This is a genomic window from Paraphotobacterium marinum (genome assembly GCF_002216855.1).
Classification (GTDB): domain Bacteria; phylum Pseudomonadota; class Gammaproteobacteria; order Enterobacterales; family Vibrionaceae; genus Paraphotobacterium; species Paraphotobacterium marinum.
This window is the reverse complement of record NZ_CP022355.1, coordinates 1,181,123-1,201,585: the sequence shown is the minus strand read 5'-3', so window position 1 is coordinate 1,201,585 and position 20,463 is coordinate 1,181,123. Positions and strand designations below refer to the sequence as shown.

At 30.1% G+C, this 20,463-nt stretch carries 18 protein-coding genes; 10 read left to right on the top strand and 8 right to left on the bottom strand.

Features of this window, described 5'->3' with window-relative positions:
* The first annotated feature begins 5 nt into the window (after positions 1 to 5).
* A complete protein-coding gene (gene mfd, locus CF386_RS06275) occupies positions 6 to 3,515 on the top strand; it encodes a transcription-repair coupling factor (RefSeq protein WP_089073545.1) in 3,510 nt (1,169 codons plus the stop codon).
* 225 nt (positions 3,516 to 3,740) lie between these two features.
* Here the strand turns inward: mfd and CF386_RS06270 are convergent, their stop codons facing one another.
* From CF386_RS06270 to CF386_RS06250, 5 genes are all read right to left on the bottom strand, one after another.
* A complete protein-coding gene (locus CF386_RS06270; RefSeq protein ID WP_089073544.1) occupies positions 3,741 to 5,027 on the bottom strand; it encodes an NAD(P)/FAD-dependent oxidoreductase in 1,287 nt (428 codons plus the stop codon).
* A gap of 88 nt (positions 5,028 to 5,115) precedes the next feature.
* Entirely contained in the window at positions 5,116 to 5,394 is a 279-nt protein-coding gene (locus tag CF386_RS13665; protein WP_225971751.1) for a phosphotransferase, read from the bottom strand.
* A 17-nt stretch (positions 5,395 to 5,411) separates the two neighbouring features.
* Positions 5,412 to 5,876, bottom strand: a complete 465-nt coding sequence (locus CF386_RS06260; protein ID WP_089073542.1) for a protein kinase family protein — start codon at positions 5,874 to 5,876, stop codon at positions 5,412 to 5,414.
* Entirely contained in the window at positions 5,869 to 6,447 is a 579-nt protein-coding gene (locus tag CF386_RS06255) for a hypothetical protein (RefSeq protein ID WP_158522312.1), read from the bottom strand. Before CF386_RS06255 ends, CF386_RS06260 begins: the two co-directional genes overlap by 8 nt.
* 28 nt (positions 6,448 to 6,475) lie before the next feature.
* On the bottom strand, positions 6,476 to 6,826 hold the full coding sequence (locus CF386_RS06250) for an HIT domain-containing protein (protein ID WP_089073540.1): 351 nt from the start codon (positions 6,824 to 6,826) through the stop codon (positions 6,476 to 6,478).
* Between the two features lie 95 nt (positions 6,827 to 6,921).
* Between CF386_RS06250 and pyrC the strand changes: the two genes are divergently transcribed.
* Complete coding sequence (gene pyrC, locus CF386_RS06245) at positions 6,922 to 7,950, top strand: dihydroorotase (protein ID WP_089073539.1); 1,029 nt, start codon at positions 6,922 to 6,924, stop codon at positions 7,948 to 7,950.
* Between the two features lie 56 nt (positions 7,951 to 8,006).
* Here the strand turns inward: pyrC and CF386_RS06240 are convergent, their stop codons facing one another.
* Positions 8,007 to 9,539: a fumarate hydratase gene (locus CF386_RS06240; protein ID WP_089073538.1), complete on the bottom strand. Its 1,533-nt coding sequence runs from the start codon at positions 9,537 to 9,539 to the stop codon at positions 8,007 to 8,009.
* Between the two features lie 106 nt (positions 9,540 to 9,645).
* Between CF386_RS06240 and pabB the strand changes: the two genes are divergently transcribed.
* From pabB to CF386_RS06210, 6 genes are all read left to right on the top strand, one after another.
* Positions 9,646 to 11,043, top strand: a complete 1,398-nt coding sequence (gene pabB / locus CF386_RS06235; RefSeq protein WP_089073537.1) for an aminodeoxychorismate synthase component I — start codon at positions 9,646 to 9,648, stop codon at positions 11,041 to 11,043.
* Positions 11,024 to 11,617 carry an NUDIX hydrolase gene (locus CF386_RS06230; RefSeq protein WP_089073536.1) on the top strand — a complete coding sequence of 198 codons (594 nt, stop codon included), beginning with the start codon at positions 11,024 to 11,026 and terminating at the stop codon, positions 11,615 to 11,617. The genes pabB and CF386_RS06230 overlap by 20 nt, the downstream gene beginning before the upstream one ends.
* Positions 11,618 to 11,862: 245 nt before the next feature.
* Complete coding sequence (locus tag CF386_RS06225) at positions 11,863 to 13,224, top strand: L-serine ammonia-lyase (RefSeq protein WP_089073535.1); 1,362 nt, start codon at positions 11,863 to 11,865, stop codon at positions 13,222 to 13,224.
* Positions 13,225 to 13,272: 48 nt separating this feature from the next.
* Positions 13,273 to 13,530: a GrxA family glutaredoxin gene (locus tag CF386_RS06220; protein ID WP_089073534.1), complete on the top strand. Its 258-nt coding sequence runs from the start codon at positions 13,273 to 13,275 to the stop codon at positions 13,528 to 13,530.
* Positions 13,531 to 13,653: 123 nt separating this feature from the next.
* On the top strand, positions 13,654 to 14,331 hold the full coding sequence (locus CF386_RS06215) for a response regulator (protein WP_089073533.1): 678 nt from the start codon (positions 13,654 to 13,656) through the stop codon (positions 14,329 to 14,331).
* A gap of 5 nt (positions 14,332 to 14,336) precedes the next feature.
* A complete protein-coding gene (locus CF386_RS06210; protein WP_089073532.1) occupies positions 14,337 to 15,749 on the top strand; it encodes an ATP-binding protein in 1,413 nt (470 codons plus the stop codon).
* A gap of 64 nt (positions 15,750 to 15,813) precedes the next feature.
* On the opposite strand, the gene fabV is transcribed toward CF386_RS06210, so the two are convergent.
* Positions 15,814 to 17,013: an enoyl-ACP reductase FabV gene (fabV, locus tag CF386_RS06205; RefSeq protein WP_089073531.1), complete on the bottom strand. Its 1,200-nt coding sequence runs from the start codon at positions 17,011 to 17,013 to the stop codon at positions 15,814 to 15,816.
* 15 nt (positions 17,014 to 17,028) lie between these two features.
* Positions 17,029 to 18,540 carry a sigma 54-interacting transcriptional regulator gene (locus CF386_RS06200; RefSeq protein ID WP_158522311.1) on the bottom strand — a complete coding sequence of 504 codons (1,512 nt, stop codon included), beginning with the start codon at positions 18,538 to 18,540 and terminating at the stop codon, positions 17,029 to 17,031.
* A gap of 109 nt (positions 18,541 to 18,649) precedes the next feature.
* Here CF386_RS06200 and CF386_RS06195 point away from each other — a divergent pair, with 109 nt between their 5' ends.
* A complete protein-coding gene (locus tag CF386_RS06195; protein WP_089073529.1) occupies positions 18,650 to 19,585 on the top strand; it encodes an ABC transporter permease subunit in 936 nt (311 codons plus the stop codon).
* Positions 19,572 to 20,462: an ABC transporter permease subunit gene (locus tag CF386_RS06190; RefSeq protein WP_089073528.1), complete on the top strand. Its 891-nt coding sequence runs from the start codon at positions 19,572 to 19,574 to the stop codon at positions 20,460 to 20,462. Before CF386_RS06195 ends, CF386_RS06190 begins: the two co-directional genes overlap by 14 nt.
* Position 20,463: the final 1 nt, after the last annotated feature.

Sequence of the window (20,463 nt, the reverse complement as noted above, 5' to 3'; positions counted from 1 at the left end):
TTATAATGTATTCTCAAAATATTCCAGTAATATATTATCAACAAAATGTAAATTTAATTATGATGCAATTCGACTACCCTAACCTTTTCAAATCACTTGTAAATAACTCTAATCATAAAAAACACTTTTTACCTCCCCTTGAAGGATCCTCTCGTGCAGTGTTTATTGATTCACTTTATCAAAGTATGACAAGATCGATGCTGATTATAACGCAAAATAATCAAGAAACATTTATTTTACAAAATCAAATTGAACAATTATCAGGCTATTCAGTTGATGTTTTTACAGACTGGGAAACTTTACCTTATGACCATTTTTCAGCCAATCAAGATATCATATCTAATCGATTAACAATACTAAATAAAGCATTACATTTTACAGAAAAAAAAATCATTATTGTTTCAGTTACGACTCTTTTACTTAAATTACCACCTGTAACTTATATTAACCAATACTCTCTAATGATTAAGAGAGAACAAGTTTTACCCCTAGAAAATTTTGTAAAGAAGCTTATTAATAATGGTTATTCTAGGGTTGAACAAGTTAATGAGCATGGACAATTTGCAAAAAGAGGAAGTCTATTGGATATTTACCCAATGGGTAGTGAGCTTCCGATACGAATTGACTTTTTTGATGATGAAATTGATTCCATTAAATTATTTGATATCGATACTCAATTAAGTACGGATGAAGTAGCTTCTGTAGAGCTTCTCCCAGCTTACGAATTCCCTACTGATAAGAATGGCATTGAATTATTTAGGACAAAATGGAGAGAAAAGTTCACATCCAGCAAAGCTACTGAGTCAATTTATAATAAAGTTTCCAAAAAAATAATCCCTGATGGAATTGAGTATTGGTTTCCATTATTCTTTAAAGAAACAGCGAATTTCTTTGATTATATTTCCCAAAATACCTTAATTTTAAATTTTGCCTACAATACAAAAGATATCCCTAACTTTCTTCAAGAAACAAAGACTCGTTTTGTTAACATGAACGTTGACATTCATCGACCTCTATTAGAACCAAAAGAATTATGGCTGAAGGAAGATCAACTTCATCAACAGTTAACCAAATACGAACAGTATATCATTGGAAATAATGATAAATTTAAAGCTTGGGACTTGTTGACCAAATTACCCAATATATCTATAAATAATAAACAAAAAAATCCACTTCATCATTTTGAAATTTTTCAGAAAAAATTTGAAGGAAGAATTATTTTCACAACAGAGTCATCTGGAAGAAGAGAGGTTTTGCTTCAGTTTTTATCTCAAATCAAAATTTATCCGAAAAGTTACGATACTTTACTTGAATGTGTAAACAGTTCTGAACAATTTACAATCACAATAAATCAATTAGAAGATGGTTTTATTTTCGAAAATAATGTTTTCGCTTTAGTTTGTGAAAATGACTTATTTGGTCAAAGAATCACTCACTATAATAACAAAAAGAATAAAAACAAATCAGTCAAAAATAACCCCAATACAATTATTAAAAATTTAGCAGAGCTAAAATTAAACCAACTAATTGTTCACCATGATCATGGGATTGGTTGTTTTAAAGGTCTTGAAACCATTGAAACAAACAATATGATATCAGAGTTTATGACGATTCATTATCAAAACGATGCCGTCCTATATGTTCCAGTAGGTTCACTAAATCTAATTAGTAGATATACAGGTGGTAACGAAGAAAATACAAAACTCAGTAAACTTGGAACGGAACAATGGGCCATAACAAAACAAAAAGTAAAGGAAAAAGTTCATGATGTAGCCGCCGAACTTTTGGATGTTTATTCACTTAGAGAATTATCTAAGGGCTTTGCATTTAATCTTAATAAAGACCTATATCGTTCTTTTTCTGAAATGTTCCCCTTTGAAGAAACTGAAGATCAATTAAATGCAATTAATGATGTATTAAGAGACATGACCTCACCAAAATCAATGGATAGATTAGTGTGTGGTGATGTTGGTTTTGGAAAAACCGAAGTTGCTATGAGAGCATCCTTTTTATGTGTGGAAAATGCTAAGCAGGCAATCATACTAGTGCCTACAACTCTTCTGGCACAACAACATTTTGAAAACTTTAGAGATAGATTTTCTGCTTTTCCATTCAAGATTGAAATGTTATCAAGATTTAAAACTGCAAAGGAACAAAAACAAATTCTAACTGATTTAGAAGCTGGAAAAATTGATATCCTAATTGGTACTCATAAACTTATCAATACAACAATTGATTACCATGATTTAGGTCTTTTAATTATTGATGAAGAGCATAGATTTGGTGTAAAACAAAAAGAAAAACTAAAAGCATTCAGAAACTCAATAGACATACTTACAATGACTGCTACTCCAATTCCACGTACATTAAATATGGCAATGCATTCAATTAGAGAACTCTCAATTATAGCGACACCACCAGCTAAAAGAATGCCAATAAAAACTTTTGTTACTGAACATAATTCTTCGACTATAAGAGAGGCTATCGAAAGGGAGACATTAAGAGGTGGCCAAGTGTTTTTTTTACATAATGATGTTAAAACAATTGAAAAAGTTTCTGAAGATTTACAATTACTATTTCCTAAAATTAAGGTATCGTTTGCCCATGGTCAAATGAGAGAAAAGCAATTAGAAGACGTGATGAATAATTTTTATCATCAACGATTTCAAATTTTAGTTTGTACCACAATAATTGAAACGGGTATAGATATACCCAGTGCTAATACTATAATCATCGATAGAGCAGATAAATTAGGGCTTGCGCAGTTACATCAAATTAAAGGACGAGTTGGAAGATCTTCTCACCAAGCATATGCATATCTTTTGACACCTCCCAAAAAATTAATAACCAAAGATGCACTAAAAAGATTAGAAGCAATATCTTCTCTGGAAGATCTAGGTGCTGGTTTTATGTTAGCAACCCATGACTTAGAAATTAGAGGGGCTGGAGAATTGTTAGGTGAAGAGCAAAGCGGGCAAATACAATCTGTTGGTTATTCTATGTACATAGATATGTTAAATGACGCTGTTAAAAACTTAAAAAATGGCAACTCTAAAGAATCTCTAAATTTAATCAATCATAGGACCACCGAAGTTGAGCTTGGAATAAGTGCTTTAATTCCTGAAGATTATATTCCTGATACAAATATAAGACTTTCAATTTACAAGCGTTTATCAAGCTGTGAAACTTCAGAACAAATCGAAAAAATTCACATTGAATTAATAGACCGTTTCGGCTTGCTACCTTCTTATGTGAAGAATTTTATTGAAATACAAAAAATTAAAAATATTTCATCATCACTGGGTATCAAAAAAATACAGCTAAATAATAATTCAGGGAAGATTGAGTTTACTAAGCAACCAAATATTTCTCATGAATCAATGATTCAATTACTTCAAAAATTCCCTAACCGATATTCCTTGAAAGGTCCTGATACACTGATTATTAAATATGAAAATAATCAACCTGCAAAAAGAATAGATTTCATAAACGAATTTATTAAACAAATAAAATAATTCATAGAATATTTAAAACTTATTGCTTCTGTTAAATACAAGCAATAAGTTTTTTTTAGCTCTAAGATATGTTAGTTAATCAAGTAAAACTCTTATAATTATTGGATAAAGACATTTGTAAATTAATTTAAAATGTAAAAAATATTATTTCTTTGAAATTAATAAAGCTTATACAATAGATAACAAATTATTAAGTAACAAATCTATTGTATATTTCATGAAAAATTAATGTAGTTTTACAGATGGCTTTAATACCTTATTAATTTTACCTACAAGCATCATTAATAGAGTTTTAAAGGTTCCATGGAGCGCCCTTTGATGCATTCTATAAAGAGAAACATACATAATTCTTGCAATTCTTCCCTCTATCATCATACTTCCTTTTGTCAAATTACCCATTAAATTGCCTACAGTGCTGAATCGACTCAATGAAACTAATGAACCCTGATCTTTATAGATAAAATTTAATTGCGGTTTGTTTTTAAGTCTATTCATTAGATTTTTGTAGCAAGTACTTGCCATTTGATGAGCTGATTGAGCTCTTGGTGGAACAAATTTTCCATTTTCTTGAGTAAATTGTGCTACATCACCTATGACATAAACATCGTCACTGGTTGTCGTCTGTAATGTAGGCTTAACAACTATTTGATTAATACGGTTAATTTCAAAACATTTAAACTCTTTCAGGAAGTCTGGTCCTTTAATGCCAGCAGCCCATACCATTAAATCTGCTCTAATAGTTTCTCCATCTTTAGTATAAAGACCTTGTGAATCAGCTTTGACTATCAAGGTGTTTGTTTTAACTTTTACACCAAGTTTTGATAATTCATTATGAACAGATGATGAAATTCTTGGAGGTAACGCTGGTAAAATTCTATCTCCTGCTTCAATTAAATTAACATTTAAATTTTTCTGTGTTAAATCTTTAAAACCATATCTTTTTAATTCTTGTAAAACGTTATACAGCTCAGCTGACAATTCCACTCCCGTTGCACCTGCACCAACAATAGCCACATCTACTGAGGATTCAATTAAATCTCCTTGTATTTTCATGAAAGAGTTAAAAAGCTTTCTTCTAAATTTATGTGCCTGAGAAGGTGAATCAAGAAAAATACAATTTTCCGATACGCCAGGTGTGTTAAAATCATTAGAGGTTGAGCCAATTGCAAGAACTAAATAATCATAATCAACTTTTCTTTCAGGCAAAATAACTTCACTATTTTCTATTAAGGGAGCAAGTGTTATAAACTTCGATGATGTATCAACGTCGCAAAGCGTGCCCAGTTGAAAATTAAACCCATGATTTTTAGCATGACTACTATAACTTAATGCATCAACACCCTCATCAATTGCACCTGTAGCCAATTCATGCAATAGTGGTTTCCAAACATGGCTTGTGTTTCTGTCAACTAAAGTTACATTAGCTTTTTTGTTTTTACCTAATTTATTACCTAGCTTAGTTACTAACTCTAAGCCGCCAGCCCCACCACCAACTACAACTATATTCATCAAATCAAAACCCCGTTAAAATTCTATCTAACTTAATTATAACAAATTCACGTCAATATGATAATTGTGATCTAGTTAAAAAATCAAAAAATTATTTCAACTTTTCCCATAGTTTGCAAATAAATTTACAGTATGGTGTCCAATATATAATTGCTTTTTTCCATTTCTTTTCATTAATTTGAAAATTTATAGAACAGTATTGACTAACTGCATCATCAATATCCATTTGATTAAGGTATATCATCATAGCCAAGTCATAAGAAGGATCATAAATATAGGCATACTCCCAATCAATAACTTTAAATTGATTTTTAACTTTGAATAGATTACCGGGATGCAGGTCATTATGACAAAGAGTTGGCTTGAAAATGTTGCCATTAAAAGAGTTTAATAAAATATTTTTTTTTTTATTATTGCAGTGTTCTTATGAGAATCTGCAAGCGAATTCCAATAGAGCTCAATAACTGAAATGGGTGAAATAGTATTATGCCAAGTATTTAATTTAATTTTATGAATCCTAGATAGAATTGAAACAGCACAACTTTGAAACTCTTTTAAATCAATTATTGTTCCATTTATAAACTCTTGTATGTAACCAAATTTTGCTTTTGCAATAGGTTTTGGACTAAAGTTCTGATCAATAATTTTTTCTAATATAAAATATTCGTTGAAAGCTGAAAGGCCTAATTTTGGTAGCTCCTCATTTGATTTTTTCCACACCAATTGTTTATTTTGTGTCTTAAAATACAAAACTTCGGAAGACATTCCACCTTCTAAAAAGGCATATTCGATGATTTTATCTTGAGCGTTTAAAAACGCCCAATCATAGAATAGTTTATGAACACTATTCACCTTTTTTACCGAGTTTAACTTTATCTGACCATTTAATCGCCCCACTATTTATGTCGATTAAATTCATTGATAAAAAGTAATTGTTCGATTTACCATTGATATTGGAACGAACAACATAATTTGCTCCGATCATTTTACTAAATTGAAAAATTTGAGATTGATTTACAAAATCATCATTTTCATTAAAACCTAATTGATTCTTAACTTCTGATATTTTCCCGGAATCAGGGTATCCATACTTCCCAGAGTCAACTAAATTAGATTTAATTATGTCTTTTACATTATTAGTATTTATATACTCATTTGTATTATTTTTAACCCCTTCTATAAAAATTAGTGGAGTATTAGATTGATCATTACTAACTGTTGTACTCGAAAGTAACTTTTTAGTGATATCCATTGCTGCGCTATCAGCTTCACTATTAAAATCCCTTTTTACAGGAGGTTTGTTTTGAGCTTTTTGACTTTGCTTTTGCGTTTCCTGAGTATTATTATCTTGACCAAGATTCTTTAAAGAACTACAACCTGACAGGATAAATAAACCAGCTGCAATATAGACAATTTTTTTCATTTTCATTTCCTTTATTAATATTTTGACTCTATAAATTCATTAACATTGGGCCTAATGGCTCACCACCAACTAAATGCATGTGAATGTGATAAACTTCTTGACCGCCATGTTGATTACAGTTCATGATTAATCTATAACCATTTTTACTAATTCCTTCACTTTTTGCGATATTTTTTGCTACTGTAAAAAGTCTGCCTAGCATCAATTCATCACAATCTTCAATATCATTTATTGTTGGGATCAGTTTGTTCGGAATAATAAGAATATGAACTGGGGCCTTTGGATTTATGTCGCGAAATGCTGTTACCAAATCATCTTGATAAATAATATCTGCTGGTAACTCTTGCTTAATAATTTTACTAAAAATTGTTTCTTCCATAAATATCTCCTTATCCAAAATATATTTTTTTAATCACTTTACTTCATTTTAGACAATTTATAAAATAATAATATATTATAATGATGGAAAAAAAAATGAACAAACTCATAATAACTAGACCTGATGATTGGCATATTCACTTAAGAGATGATGATTTTTTAGAACAAACAGTAAAAGATATTAGTCGATATATGTCACGTGCTATCGTTATGCCTAATCTTGTCCCACCTATAATTAATTCAAAAATGGCACAAGATTATAAGAAAAGAATTATGGCTCATGCTGAAAATAAATTTAATCCTCTAATGACATTATATTTGACAGATAATACAACGGTAAAGGATATTGAGGAAGCGATTAAAGATCCTCATGTTTTTGCTGTAAAATTATACCCTGCTGGTGCAACTACAAACTCAAGTTCAGGTGTTACTAACATAAAAAACATTTATCCCCTTCTTGAAATTATGGAAAAAGCGAAATTTCCTCTACTTTTACATGGCGAAGTAACATCAAATGATATTGATATTTACGATCGTGAAAAAGCTTTTATTGATAAACATTTAATCCCTACTAGAAAAAAATTTCCTAATTTAAAAATAGTTTTAGAACATATTACAACAAAAGATGCAGTAGAATATGTACTCTCTCAAAAAAAGAATACAGCCGCCACAATCACTGCTCATCACCTAATGTTTAATAGAAATGATATGTTAGTCGGAGGTTTAAAGCCTCATTTATATTGTCTCCCAATTTTAAAAAGAGATATACATCAAAATGCATTAATAACAGCAGCAACATCTGGTGATTCGAGATTTTTCTTGGGAACTGACTCAGCACCTCATGCTAAACATAAGAAAGAATCTTCATGTTGCGGAGCAGGTTCTTATACTGCTCATGCATCCCTGGAGCTTTACGCTGAGATTTTCGAAGAAAAAAATGCTCTTCAACATTTAGAAGCATTTGCAAGTTTTAATGGGCCAGATTTTTACAATCTTCCTAGAAATAAAGATAAAATAACCTTAGTCAAAGAGAACTGGTTGGTTCCTGATCACCTCCCCTTTGGAGATACAATACTAAAACCTATTCGCGCAAATGAAAATATTTCGTGGAAAGTATTAGATTAAAGTTGAACTAAGCCATTTTTAGTAATAATGGCTTAGCTAACAACAATGAGTTTAAATTATATCTTTTTTTGTTGAAGTTGATTCATTTTTTCAATTTCTATTTTCCATATTCCTGGACCCTTCTCGTGAATATTCTCTCCATTTGTATCAACGGCAACAGTTACTGGCATATTTTCTACTTCAAATTCATAAATAGCTTCCATACCTAAATCAGGAAATGCAACAACTTTTGCTGATTTAATTGCTTTAGAAACCAAATAAGCGGCACCACCAACAGCCATTAAATAAACAGATTTATTTCTTTTTATGGAGTCTACAGTTTTGGGACCTCTTTCAGCTTTACCAATCATTCCAGAAATTTTTAGTTTTTCAAGCATAAAATCTGTAAATTTATCCATCCTAGTTGAAGTTGTTGGTCCTGCGGGACCAACAACTTCGTCACCAACGGCATCCACTGGACCAACATAATAAATAAATTTATTTTCAAAGTTAATGTTTTTTGGAAACTCTTCTCCAGATTCCCACATATTTAATAAGCGTTTATGAGCTGCATCTCGACCTGTAAGAATTTTTCCGGAGATTAATAAAGTTTCACCACAAACCCAACTTTCTATGTCTTGTTTAGTTATATTATTTAAATTAACTCTTTTTGATTCAGCAGAGTTACCCATTGATATTTCTGGCCAATCATCTAAATTGGGTTTTGGTAAAGATGCTTTACCTTGACCATCTAATGTAAAGTGAATATGACGTGTCGCGGCACAATTTGGAATTATACATAAAGGTTTTGATGCGGCATGGGTAGGTGCTGATTTAATCTTCACATCTAAAACAGTTGTCAATCCTCCTAATCCCTGTGCCCCTATACCTAAAGAGTTAACTTTATTATAAATATCTAATCTTAATTGTTCCTCGTCCGTAAGCACATCTTTTTTAGATAAGTGATTAATATTTATATGATCTAATAAAGACTCTTTTGCAAGCACAGCCGCTTTCTCTGCTGTACCACCAATACCAATACCGAGCACACCTGGTGGACACCAACCAGCTCCCATTTTAGGCACAATTTCAGCTATAGTTTCAACTATGTCGTCCGAAGGGTTTAACATCACCAATTTAGATTTATTTTCTGATCCACCACCTTTTGCAGCAAGATAAACTGTAACTGTATTACCTGGTATTAATTCAACATGAACTACAGATGGTGTATTATCTTTTGTATTAAGTCTTCTACCTGCTGGTTCAGAAACAATAGAAGCTCGAAGAGGATTATCCGGATTTAGATATGCTTTTCTAACACCCTCATCAATCATTTCTTGTAGGGAAAGTTTTGAGTCCCACCTCACATCCATACCTACTTTAACAAAACATGTCACAATACCTGTATCTTGACAAATAGGCCTCTTTCCCTCTGCAGACATTTTTGAGTTAACTAATATTTGCGACATTGCATCTTTTGCTGCCTTGCTTTCTTCATTTAAATAAGCTTGGTAAAGTGCATCAATAAAATCTTTAGGGTGATAGTACGATATGAATTGTAGTGCATCTTCCACGCTATCAATCAAATCTTTGCTTTTAATTATTGTCATCAATTCCTTCCTGATACTTTAAATTTATATATCGTGATTGTTTATAAAAATTTTTAAAATGTTATTATATTCTACAAATAATTTATTCTTTCATATATCAAAATAAATGCATAGTCAGAGAAAACGAAAAATTATATTACAAGAATTAGAATATTCGACGAATATATCTATAGAATTATTTGAAAAGTTCGAACACATCCCATGGAGTATTTTACTTAAATCTTCGGGAACAACAGAGTGTGAAAATTCCAACCGCTTCGATATTCTTACTTCTGAGCCTATTTACAAAATTATTCACAAAGAAAAAACTATAGTCTCAGATTCTGTTCAAGAAAAAAAGTACTCTTCTACAGAATGCCCTTGGGTAATAACTCAAAATTTAATGAGAAATAGCTTTGAAAAAGTTCCATCTATACCAAATATTCCATTTTGTGGAGGTGCAATGGGTTATCTAGGTTATGAACAAGGATTAAAACTTCACGATATACCTCAAAAACAAAATGATGAATTAAGAATACCTAATTTTGCTATCGGTATATATGACTGGTGTATTATCGTTGATCATAAATTACAAAAATGTACTCTTGTTGAATGGGATGTCTCCAAAAGATTAACTTGGCTAAGAAATCACTTAACAGTTTCAAAAAATAAATTTAAATTATTATCAAAGTGGAAGTCTGATACGACATATTCAAGTTACGAAAAACAATTTGAAAAAATTAAGGATCACCTTAATCAGGGAAATTGTTACCAAGTTAATTTAACTCATAGATTTTCATCTAAATTTGAAGGGGACACTTGGAGTGCATATCTCAAACTTGATCAACAAAATAAAGCACCCTTTTCAAGTTTTATAAGATTAGAAGATTATAGTATATTATCTTTGTCACCAGAAAGATTCACAAAGTTGTATGCAAATAGGCGCATTGAAACAAAGCCTATTAAAGGAACACAGCCTAGATCATCTGATCCAGTAATTGATAATTTAAATAAAATCAAACTCCAGCGCTCAGAAAAAGACAGATCTGAAAATTTAATGATTGTCGATTTAATGAGGAATGATTTAGGCATATTAGCACAACCAGGAACTGTGAAAGTTTCCAAACTTTTTAAAATCGAATCTTTTAATGCAGTGCATCACCTGGTAAGTACTATACAAGCAAATCTACGCCATCAATATGATCATTTTGATTTACTCAAAAGTATTTTTCCTGGTGGATCAATAACGGGTGCTCCAAAAAGAAAGTCTATGGAAATAATAAATGAGCTTGAAGAAAATTTTAGAGATATTTATTGTGGGAGCATTGGTTACTTTAGTGCCTGTGGTCAAATGGATACAAATATTTGTATTAGAACGTTATTAAGTAAAAATAATATGATATATGTCTGGGCTGGTGGAGGGATAGTTTTTGATAGTGTTTTGGAAAATGAGTATCAAGAAAGTTTTGATAAATTGAGTAAAATTTTATCGGTTTTAGAAAGTGATGAAACTAAGTTATATTGAACAAAATCTTTTATCTCTGATAGTATTACAAAAATCACAAGATAATGTTAATGATCAAGTTATATTTAATAAGGAAGTTCATAAATCATCCGTATTAATTATACTTAATCTAGTGAATAAAACTATTATTCTTACGCAAAGAGCTAAGGGCCTCAGTAGACATAAAAATGAAATTTCTTTCCCTGGCGGAAGGTATGATGCACTTGACAATAGTTTAATAGAAACTGCAACCAGAGAAACTGAGGAAGAAATTGGATTGATAATACCTCGAAAACAAGTTATATCTAAACTAAGTAAAACATACACACTTAGTGGATACGAAGTATACCCATATATAGCTTTTCTTAACACAACTCCGAAATTTATAATTAATAAAAGCGAAGTACAAAATATTGTGGAAATTCCTTTTAAAATATTTCTAAATTTTGAAAATTATAAAAAATTTTCCTTTTTATACAAAAATAAAATAAAAAATACTTTAGCTATCAAATTTAAAAACTATTTCATTTGGGGACTTACTGCAGTGTTATTGCATGATCTATCTAAACGGATTTCATCGAACAGTTCAGAGTAGGACCCTACATAATTAAAATCAAAAGTTTGTGTGAATCACTATAAGCAATGATTTTAGTTCGCACAGGGAACTTATTCAGCTTAGAAAAAACCATATTTTCAGCTATACTAATATGTACACACAAAATTTGCTTAGCTCCTCAAAAATGAAAACTAAAATCAATTTTTTATTTTGAACTTACTCTAATTTCCATTATCATAAAAAACTATGTTGAACTTCAGGAGCTACGAAAAAAGGACATCGTTATGATAAGTGTTTATGATATTTTTAAAATTGGTATTGGACCCTCAAGTTCACATACCATAGGACCAATGAAAGCTGCAAAGCAATTTTTAAATGAGCTTTCGCGTATAAATCCCAAAGATGTAAGTTCAATATATGTAGATATCTATGGTTCTCTATCTTTTACAGGTAAAGGACACCATACAGATAAAGCGATAATACTTGGTCTTCATGGTTATGATCCTGATACAATAACAATGGCACAAAAGAAGCTTATTTTAAATTCAATTAAAAAAAACAAAAAGATTAAATTTAAATTGAATGATTACGATTTCAACTTTAATTTCAATCCAGATGAAAATTTAATTTTTCATTTTAAAAATTTATCTCTACACGAAAATGGTTTAACGTTCCGAGCTCAATATCAAAATAAAACTATATATGAAAACACATATTACTCCATTGGAGGAGGTTTTATTGTTAGTGAACAGGATTTCAATAACCCTACTCCTTCAAAAAAAATTGAGCCATATTCATTCACTTCAGCATCACAGCTCCTCATGCTATGTAAAGAAAATAATAAAAATATATATGAAATTGCCAATGAAAACGAATTAGCATTTAAGTCTGAGCAAGATATAGATAACTACATCAACAGAATATGGGAAACTATGCAAGAATGTATAGCTAATGGCCTAAAAAATAAAGATACGCTTCCAGGACCTCTCAAACTGAAAAGAAGAGCTCCAGATTTATTTAATGACCTAAGTTCCCAAAAGGTAGTTCATGATCCAATGGATATTTTGGATTGGGTTAACTTATATGCCTTTGCTGTTAATGAGGAAAATGCTTCTGGAGGTAGAGTTGTTACGGCACCTACAAACGGTGCTTGTGGAATTGTGCCTAGCGTTCTGAAATACTACGAAAAATTTATCAATCCAATTGATTCAAATAAATTGAAAATTTTCTTTTTAACCACGACCGTAATAGGAGGCTTATACAAACTAAATGCATCAATTTCAGGAGCCGAAGTGGGTTGTCAAGGAGAAGTGGGAGTTGCTTGTTCAATGGCAGCTGCAGGACTTACAGCTTTATTAGGGGGAACTCCTGAGCAAATTTGTATCGCTGCTGAAATAGCGATGGAGCATCATTTAGGATTGACTTGCGATCCAGTTGGAGGTCAAGTACAAGTTCCTTGTATTGAAAGAAACGGAATAGGTGCTGTTAAGGCAATTAATTCATCTCGCATGGCTATGAGAAGAAAGTCTACTCCTTTAGTTTGTTTAGATAAGGTCATTGAAACAATGTTTGAAACCGGTAAAGATATGAATGAAAAATATAGAGAAACATCAAAAGGTGGATTAGCAATAAAAGTTTTATGTTAGTTATTATTTAAGATATAATAATTTTTTTGTTGAAAATAAGGTATATAAATGTTTGTAGTAATTTTTGGAAGGCCTGGTTGTCCTTTCTGTGTTAAAGCAAAAGATTTAGCTGAGGACTTGAAATCAAAACGTGATGATTTTAACTTTCGTTACGTTGACATCCATGCCGAAGGTATTTCTAAAGCAGATTTAGAAAAATCGGTAGGTAAACCAGTTGAAACTGTTCCTCAAATTTTTATTGATGAAAAGCCTATTGGTGGTTATACAGAGTTTAATGCATATGCTCAAGAACATTTAAACAATTAAAACTCCGTTCATAGCTTTTAAAGCATTCAGAGCTTAATATAAACTGAATGCTTTTTTTAAATTCCTGCACATTTTCATCAAATTCATGCATAATTTAAGTGTGTATAAAAAGATAAACCCAAAATGTATAAAATTTTAATAATTGAAGATGATGTTATCTTAAATCATCACTTAAAAGTCCAACTAAACTCTGATGGACATAATGTCTTGAGTGCTAAAACGGCTGAAGAAGGTATTTACTTCTTGAAAGATCATCCATGCGATATTGCTATTATAGATCTTGGTCTTCCTGATATGGATGGAGTTGAACTGGTCACAAAAGTCAGATCTCTAAAAATATCAATACCGATCTTAATTTTAACTGCAAGATCAAATTGGGAAGAAAAAGTTAGAGCACTAGATGCTGGAGCAGATGATTATTTGGTCAAGCCATTTCAAAAAGAAGAGCTTATAGCCAGAATGAATGCGCTCATAAGAAGACATAATAGAATAGCTCAATCAACAATACATGCTGAAAACATGGAGCTGAATCTTTTGCAAAAAAAATTATTTATTTTTGAAGAAGAAATTGAATTAACTGCATTCGAATATGATATTTTAGAATTTTTAGTGAGACATTCATGTCAAGTGAAATCAAAATTCGAAATATTAGATCTTATTTATCAAGACCAGTCAGGAGATCCTAATACTATTGAGGTGATGGTTAGTAGATTACGAAAAAAATTAACTACAGCTGGTATATCAAACCCCATTGAAACAATTCGTGGACAAGGTTATATGTTTAATCTACAAACAACTTAAGCTTTATGATAAAAAAAACTGTTAAGCAAATCGCTTTGATTTTTAGTTTAAAAAAATCATACCGTCCTAAACTTATTAATCGCTCATTTGTAACATCATTCATCATTTTAATTATATCTATATTAATGATGTTTTTAATCTTAAATAAACTCTATAATACTCTGTTAGTAAAAAGTTTTATTGACTCTTTAAGAAACCAAACTCCTATTTTTTTACAAAAAGTAATTGATGGTAAATATTATGACTCTTTAGAAGATGTGGTTGAAACAAATAAGATAAAACCATTAAAATCAATAAAAAGAATAATTTGTATAGATAATCATGCCGATAAAAAGTTTTCTACAGGCACTATTTATGAGTTATGTGATAACTTTTACTTGAATAAATTGAAATTGAATCAACCGAGTGGAGTTCTTTTAAAAATTAAAGACCACACTATTATTGCGTTGGGCTACCAATTTAAAAGAAAAATAAATAACAAAATCCTTACCGAAAACTATGCTGTTTTCTATACAGATGCAGCCAATTATCAAAAGGCACAACTTCATAATCAAAGAGAAGTTTTTGCTCTTTTAATTGTTTTTTTAATTGTAGCAACTATCTTTTTATTGCTCTCTAATTATTGGAGCTTTATTCCAATTAGAAAAATTACTGATGAACTGCAACTTCTATTTGATTCAAAAATAAAAAAACTAAGTTCATCTTATCCAGCTGATTTATTAGAGTTAACAAAAACGATCAATACATTAATTGAAATTAATTCTTCTAGACAAAAAAATTATACAAATGCATTAGATGATTTAGCTCATAGTTTGAAAACAAGGCTTGCGGCAATGTATGCAATTATTGAATCAGATATGACCAGTGGAAATAAACAATCTGAGTTAAATAAAAAACTATTAGAACAACTCAGTCAAATTGATGAATTAATTTCATATCAATTAAGAAAGGCTAGACTAGGACAAAAAAGCTTACAAACGGAATATACAAAACTTTACCCAGTTCTTTTATCAATAACAAAAACTCTTGAAAAAATACACAACCATAAAAATATAAAAATATCCTTAGAACTATCGAATACATTCACTTTACCAATTTCTCAAATGGATTTAATGGAGTTAATGGGGAATTTAATTGAAAATGCTTTTAAGTTTGCCAATAAGCATATTATGATAACGGCTGAGAGAACCGATAATAAATTTAAAATCACTGTAGAAGATGATGGTCCTGGCGTTAATAAGGAGCATCGTGAAGCAATTTTTCAAAGAGGCGTTAGAGCTGATAGGCTAAATCCTGGCCAAGGTATTGGACTATCTGTGTGTCATGATATTGTCTTAAGTTACAATGGGCAAATAAATATTAAAACTTCACAATTACAAGGTGCATGTTTTTATATTACATTTGACATAACCCAATAAAATAAAGAGGTATTTTTAATTAACCTCTTTAGAATTTAATTTATAAAATCAGTGTTCTTACTCTTTAAATTTCGGAAATATTTACCTTTATATCAGTATCTTCATCGTAATTTACTTCATCAAAGTTAAAACCGAAAAGTTTCATAAATTCATCTTTGTAGTATTGATAATCTGTTTCATCAAATAAATTATCATTAGTTAAATTTGGCCAAAGTAGTTTACAGAAGTTTTGGACGTCTTCTCTCAATTCCCAGTCATCAAGTCTAACCTGATCATCATTATCTAATTCGAACTGATTTTCTAATTTAAATAGTTTACTTTCAAACATTCTAAAAATTTGTTCAATACACCCTTCATGAATTCCTTCTTGTTTCATTTTTTTGAAAACCATTGACAAGTATAAAGGCATTACAGGGATAGCTGCACTAGCTTGCGTAACAACACTTTTCAAAACAGCAACATGTGCATGCCCCGAAAGCTTCTCTTCCAAAAATTTATTTAATTTTTTAGCTGTTGAAGTTAAATCTTTCTTTGCTTGACCAATAGTCCCTTCCCAATATATTGGCCATGTTATATTTCCACCAATATATGAGTAAGCTAATGTTAAGCAACCTTTTGATAAAACATCAGCATTTTGTAGAGCATGTATCCATCTAGACCAATCATCACCGCCCATTACTGTTACTGTATTATCAATTTCTTGTTGTGTAGCCGGCTCAATTTTTGCTTCAAACAATTGATCCTTATTTGTATCAACAGCTGTAGCAATATATGGTTTGCCAATAGGCTTAAGAGTTGACTTGATCAACTCTCCTGATTCTGGCATCTTTCTCACTGGAGATGCAAGAGAATATATTACACAGTCAATTTTACCCAAATCTTTTTTAATCAAGTCAATAACTGTTTCCTTAGTTTCATCAGAAAATGCATCTGCATTGATTGTTTTAGCATATAATCCTTCAGCATTCGCAGCATCTTCAAAAGCAACAGTATTGTATAGCCCAGCAGTGGCAGTCTTTTTATCCGTTGCTTCTTTCTCAAAACAAACACCTATAGTTGAAGAGCCACTGCCAAACGCAGATACTATTCTCGTTGCAAGACCATAACCCGTTGATGAACCAATAATTAAAACATTTTTGGGTGCTTGATTAATCTTTTTAGGATTGTTTTTTACAAAAGATATCTGTTTTTCAACATTTTTAGCACAACCTTTAGGGTGAGCTGTTGTTGAAATAAATCCTCTGACTTTAGGTTTTACTATCATATTCAATTCCATATTTTAATTTAATTTAATAACATATTCTTTTAATTTGTTCGCAACTGCTGTATGTGAAATACCTAATCTTTTTGCTAGTTTACGAGTTGATGGATAATTTTTATAAAGACTTTCAAAAATCTTAGCTTCATAGTTTTTCATTATCACATCTAAACTTCTTTTTTCATACTCTAACTGATTTAGAAGACTTTGTTGACTGTCAATTTCATCTACATAAAAAGTGTTGCTAGTATTTACATCAAAAATTTTGTTCAATAAATAATTTTTTAATTCTCTTATATTACCATACCAAAAATTTTGCAAGACTTCTTTTTCAAATTGAGGATATTTGTTAATAAAAGCTTCATAAGTTTGTTTATGAGAATATTCTTTAAAAAAATATTTACAGAATAAAGTAATATCATTTTTTCTATATCTTAATGGTGGTATATCAATTGAAAGAGCATTTAATCGATAATAGAGATCTTTTCTAAAAAGTCCTTGATTCATTAATGTTTTTAATTTCATTTGTGCAGAACAAATAATCTTAACATCTACTTTAATTTCCTCTTCACTACCCACTCTTCTAAAAGTTTTAGTTTCTAATAATCTAAGTAATTTTGTTTGAAAAGTCGAAGACATTTCTGAAGCATTATCAAAAAATACAGTACCACCATTTGCTAATTCAAAAATTCCGCGAGATACTCGACCTGACGAAAGAACTTTTATCCCAAATAATTCAGTTTCTAAACAATAATCTGGAATACTTGCGCAACTTATAACTATAAAAGGGAAATTTTTTCGTTCTGAATAATTATGACTGCACCTAGCCAAAATTTCTTTTCCAGTTCCTGTTTCTCCATAAAGAAATAAAGGTTCATTCACATTCGCATAATTTTTTAAAACCTCGATTGTATTTAAAAATAATTTTGATTCTCCGATTAAATCTTCGAAAAAAATTGCTTCAAATTTTCTTTTTAAAATTTTTTTATCATATGCTTCCAATTTTAAAATATAACCCTTATGGTTATTAACCATGTCTTTTTCTTTTAATGGATATGTTTTAGCTATATATTTATGATTATTCAACTCTAATAATGTTTTATTTGTTTTTTTTAAACTGTCCGAGTACCCAGGAATAAAATCTAAAATTGATTCTCCAATAAAATTTGTTTTTTGATTTTTCGCATTGAGTTTAAGAGTTTTAATTGCTAAATTAGACAAGTTGATAATTTGGTATTTGTGATTTAAAGAAATAATATTTTCATTAATAATTTTATATAAGAGGTTGTTACTATCCTCATGCAGACTATCATACAAAAAACTGACTGTTTTAACATCAGATATCAATTCAATTTCTCGTAATGCTTTCATTAACTCAGAAAAAACTTTAAAGTGAACATTTTCAAATTCTATTTGTAAAGTGTTTTCTTTAGAAATAGTTTTAACAATTCTCATATTTAACTTATTAAAAACATCTAAAATTTGATAAAAACAAACTCCCACATCATTTTTAATAACAATTTGAATGTACATTATTTTCCTGTTAATCTCACTCAACATCAAATATTTTAATTTCGAAAATCTAACAAATGAGTTACAATTATAAATTATATTTTGATATTTGTCTCTCGGATTATTTTTAATGCTTCTTTATTTGTTTAAGAGAGTATCCTTATTTATAGTTAGTAGTTTTTTTTTAACTTTAATTGGTTATAGTATAATTAGATTTGATATTACTCACATTAATTTATTTTCAGGAGTTTTGAACGGTTGGTTTTTTTACATTCAAGAGTTATTTAAAGGTAATTTAGGTATATTTGCTGAAAGGTCAGATATAACAAACCAAGTTCTTAATGTCTTCCCTGCAACTATAGAGCTTTGCTCTCTAGCCCTTTTACTTTCTTTAATGATCGGTATTCCACTTGGAATAATTGCAGGATATAATCATAACACATGGGTTGATAAACTAATTTCGTTTATTTCAAATATCGGTTTATCGATACCTGTATACTGGTTATCCATTGTAGTCATTGTTTTTTTTTCATCATATATACTTAATTTTTTGCCCTTATCAACACATGATGTAAGCTTAGTAACTAATGAGTCTTATTCTTTTTCTATTTTCAAAGGAACTATCGATGTCCAAAATATTTCTCATATTCTAATTCCAATAGTTGTTTTAGCGGTTGTTCCTACATCAGAGGTTTTAAATAATACCAAGGACAAAACCAAATCATTAATTCAAAAAAACTTTATAAAAAATGCTAATGCCAAAGGGCTATCCACAACTAAAACAATTTTTAGACACCTACTAAAAAATATAGTAATTCCAATTATTCCAAAAATTGGCAATCAATTTTCTACTCTAGTAACCTTTGCTATTATTACAGAAACTATCTTTTCTTGGCCAGGAATTGGTCGATGGTTACTTTTTGCTATGGAACATCAAAACTTAATAGCTATTCAGGCTGGTGTTCTTTCTATTGGTATTTTTATCTTATTTATAAATATGGTATTTGATATATTAGGATTCTTTATTGACCCTTTAAGAAGAAGGGAGAATTATGCAAGAGGATAAATCAGTATATAAAAAAGATATAGTAGTAAATAACTTTCAAAAAATAAAAATTTATATTTTAAATAACCCCTTGTCCCATGTTTCATTTTGGTTGGTTATATTTATATGTTTTGTAAGTATTTTTGCTAGTATTGTTTCTCCTTACTCGCCTAACGATTCAGTAGGTATTCCTTTACTAAAACCTTCTTGGGACCAATCAGGATCATTAAATTATTTTTTAGGAACTGACTCCTATGGTAGAGATGTATTTACAAGAATTATCACTGGAATACAATTAACTTATGGATATTCAATATGTGTTGTTTTAATCTCTATTATAGTTGGTGTATTTTTAGGTGTCATTTCCGGGATGACTAGAGGCCTAAAATCTAGCGTGATTAATCATTTTCTTGATCCAATTCTTTCAATGCCCTCTATTTTGATTGCAATTATTATAGTTATAATAGTTGGTCCCGGCGAGTTTAACGTTTTATTTGCAATTGGATTATCTTTAATACCACAATTTATAAGAAATATTAGAACAATCACTAAAGCCGAATTGAATAAAAATTATGTAACTGCAGCTAAACTGGATGGAGAAAAAAATTGGGGTTTATTCAAAAACTCACTTTTACCCAACCTATTAGTTCCAATTATAAATGAATTTACTAGAGGAATGACTATAACAATTATAGATATTTCTGCACTTGGTTTTCTTGGTTTGGGTGCACAACCACCCTCTTCTGAGTTGGGCTGTATGATTGGTAGTTCCATTCAATTTACTTACATTGCCCCATGGTTAATTATAATTCCGGGTATAACTTTATCTATATGTATATTTTCTACAAATTTTTTAAGTAACTCTATTATTAATGCTTTAAATGAAGGAATTGAATAAT

Bases quoted from the DNA above. Each gene is read 5' to 3' on its own strand.
- CF386_RS06190 (WP_089073528.1), top strand. From the start codon at position 19,572: ATGCAAGAGGATAAATCAGTATATAAAAAAGATATAGTAGTAAATAAC.
- CF386_RS06225 (WP_089073535.1), top strand. From the start codon at position 11,863: ATGATAAGTGTTTATGATATTTTTAAAATTGGTATTGGACCCTCAAGT.
- pabB (WP_089073537.1), top strand. From the start codon at position 9,646: ATGCATAGTCAGAGAAAACGAAAAATTATATTACAAGAATTAGAATAT.
- CF386_RS06240 (WP_089073538.1), bottom strand. From the start codon at position 9,539: ATGACAATAATTAAAAGCAAAGATTTGATTGATAGCGTGGAAGATGCA.
- CF386_RS06230 (WP_089073536.1), top strand. From the start codon at position 11,024: ATGAAACTAAGTTATATTGAACAAAATCTTTTATCTCTGATAGTATTA.
- CF386_RS06250 (WP_089073540.1), bottom strand. From the start codon at position 6,826: ATGGAAGAAACAATTTTTAGTAAAATTATTAAGCAAGAGTTACCAGCA.
- mfd (WP_089073545.1), top strand. From the start codon at position 6: ATGTATTCTCAAAATATTCCAGTAATATATTATCAACAAAATGTAAAT.
- CF386_RS06195 (WP_089073529.1), top strand. From the start codon at position 18,650: ATGCTTCTTTATTTGTTTAAGAGAGTATCCTTATTTATAGTTAGTAGT.
- fabV (WP_089073531.1), bottom strand. From the start codon at position 17,013: ATGATAGTAAAACCTAAAGTCAGAGGATTTATTTCAACAACAGCTCAC.
- CF386_RS06215 (WP_089073533.1), top strand. From the start codon at position 13,654: ATGTATAAAATTTTAATAATTGAAGATGATGTTATCTTAAATCATCAC.
- CF386_RS06220 (WP_089073534.1), top strand. From the start codon at position 13,273: ATGTTTGTAGTAATTTTTGGAAGGCCTGGTTGTCCTTTCTGTGTTAAA.
- CF386_RS06210 (WP_089073532.1), top strand. From the start codon at position 14,337: ATGATAAAAAAAACTGTTAAGCAAATCGCTTTGATTTTTAGTTTAAAA.
- CF386_RS06200 (WP_158522311.1), bottom strand. From the start codon at position 18,540: ATGTACATTCAAATTGTTATTAAAAATGATGTGGGAGTTTGTTTTTAT.
- pyrC (WP_089073539.1), top strand. From the start codon at position 6,922: ATGAACAAACTCATAATAACTAGACCTGATGATTGGCATATTCACTTA.
- CF386_RS06255 (WP_158522312.1), bottom strand. From the start codon at position 6,447: ATGAAAAAAATTGTCTATATTGCAGCTGGTTTATTTATCCTGTCAGGT.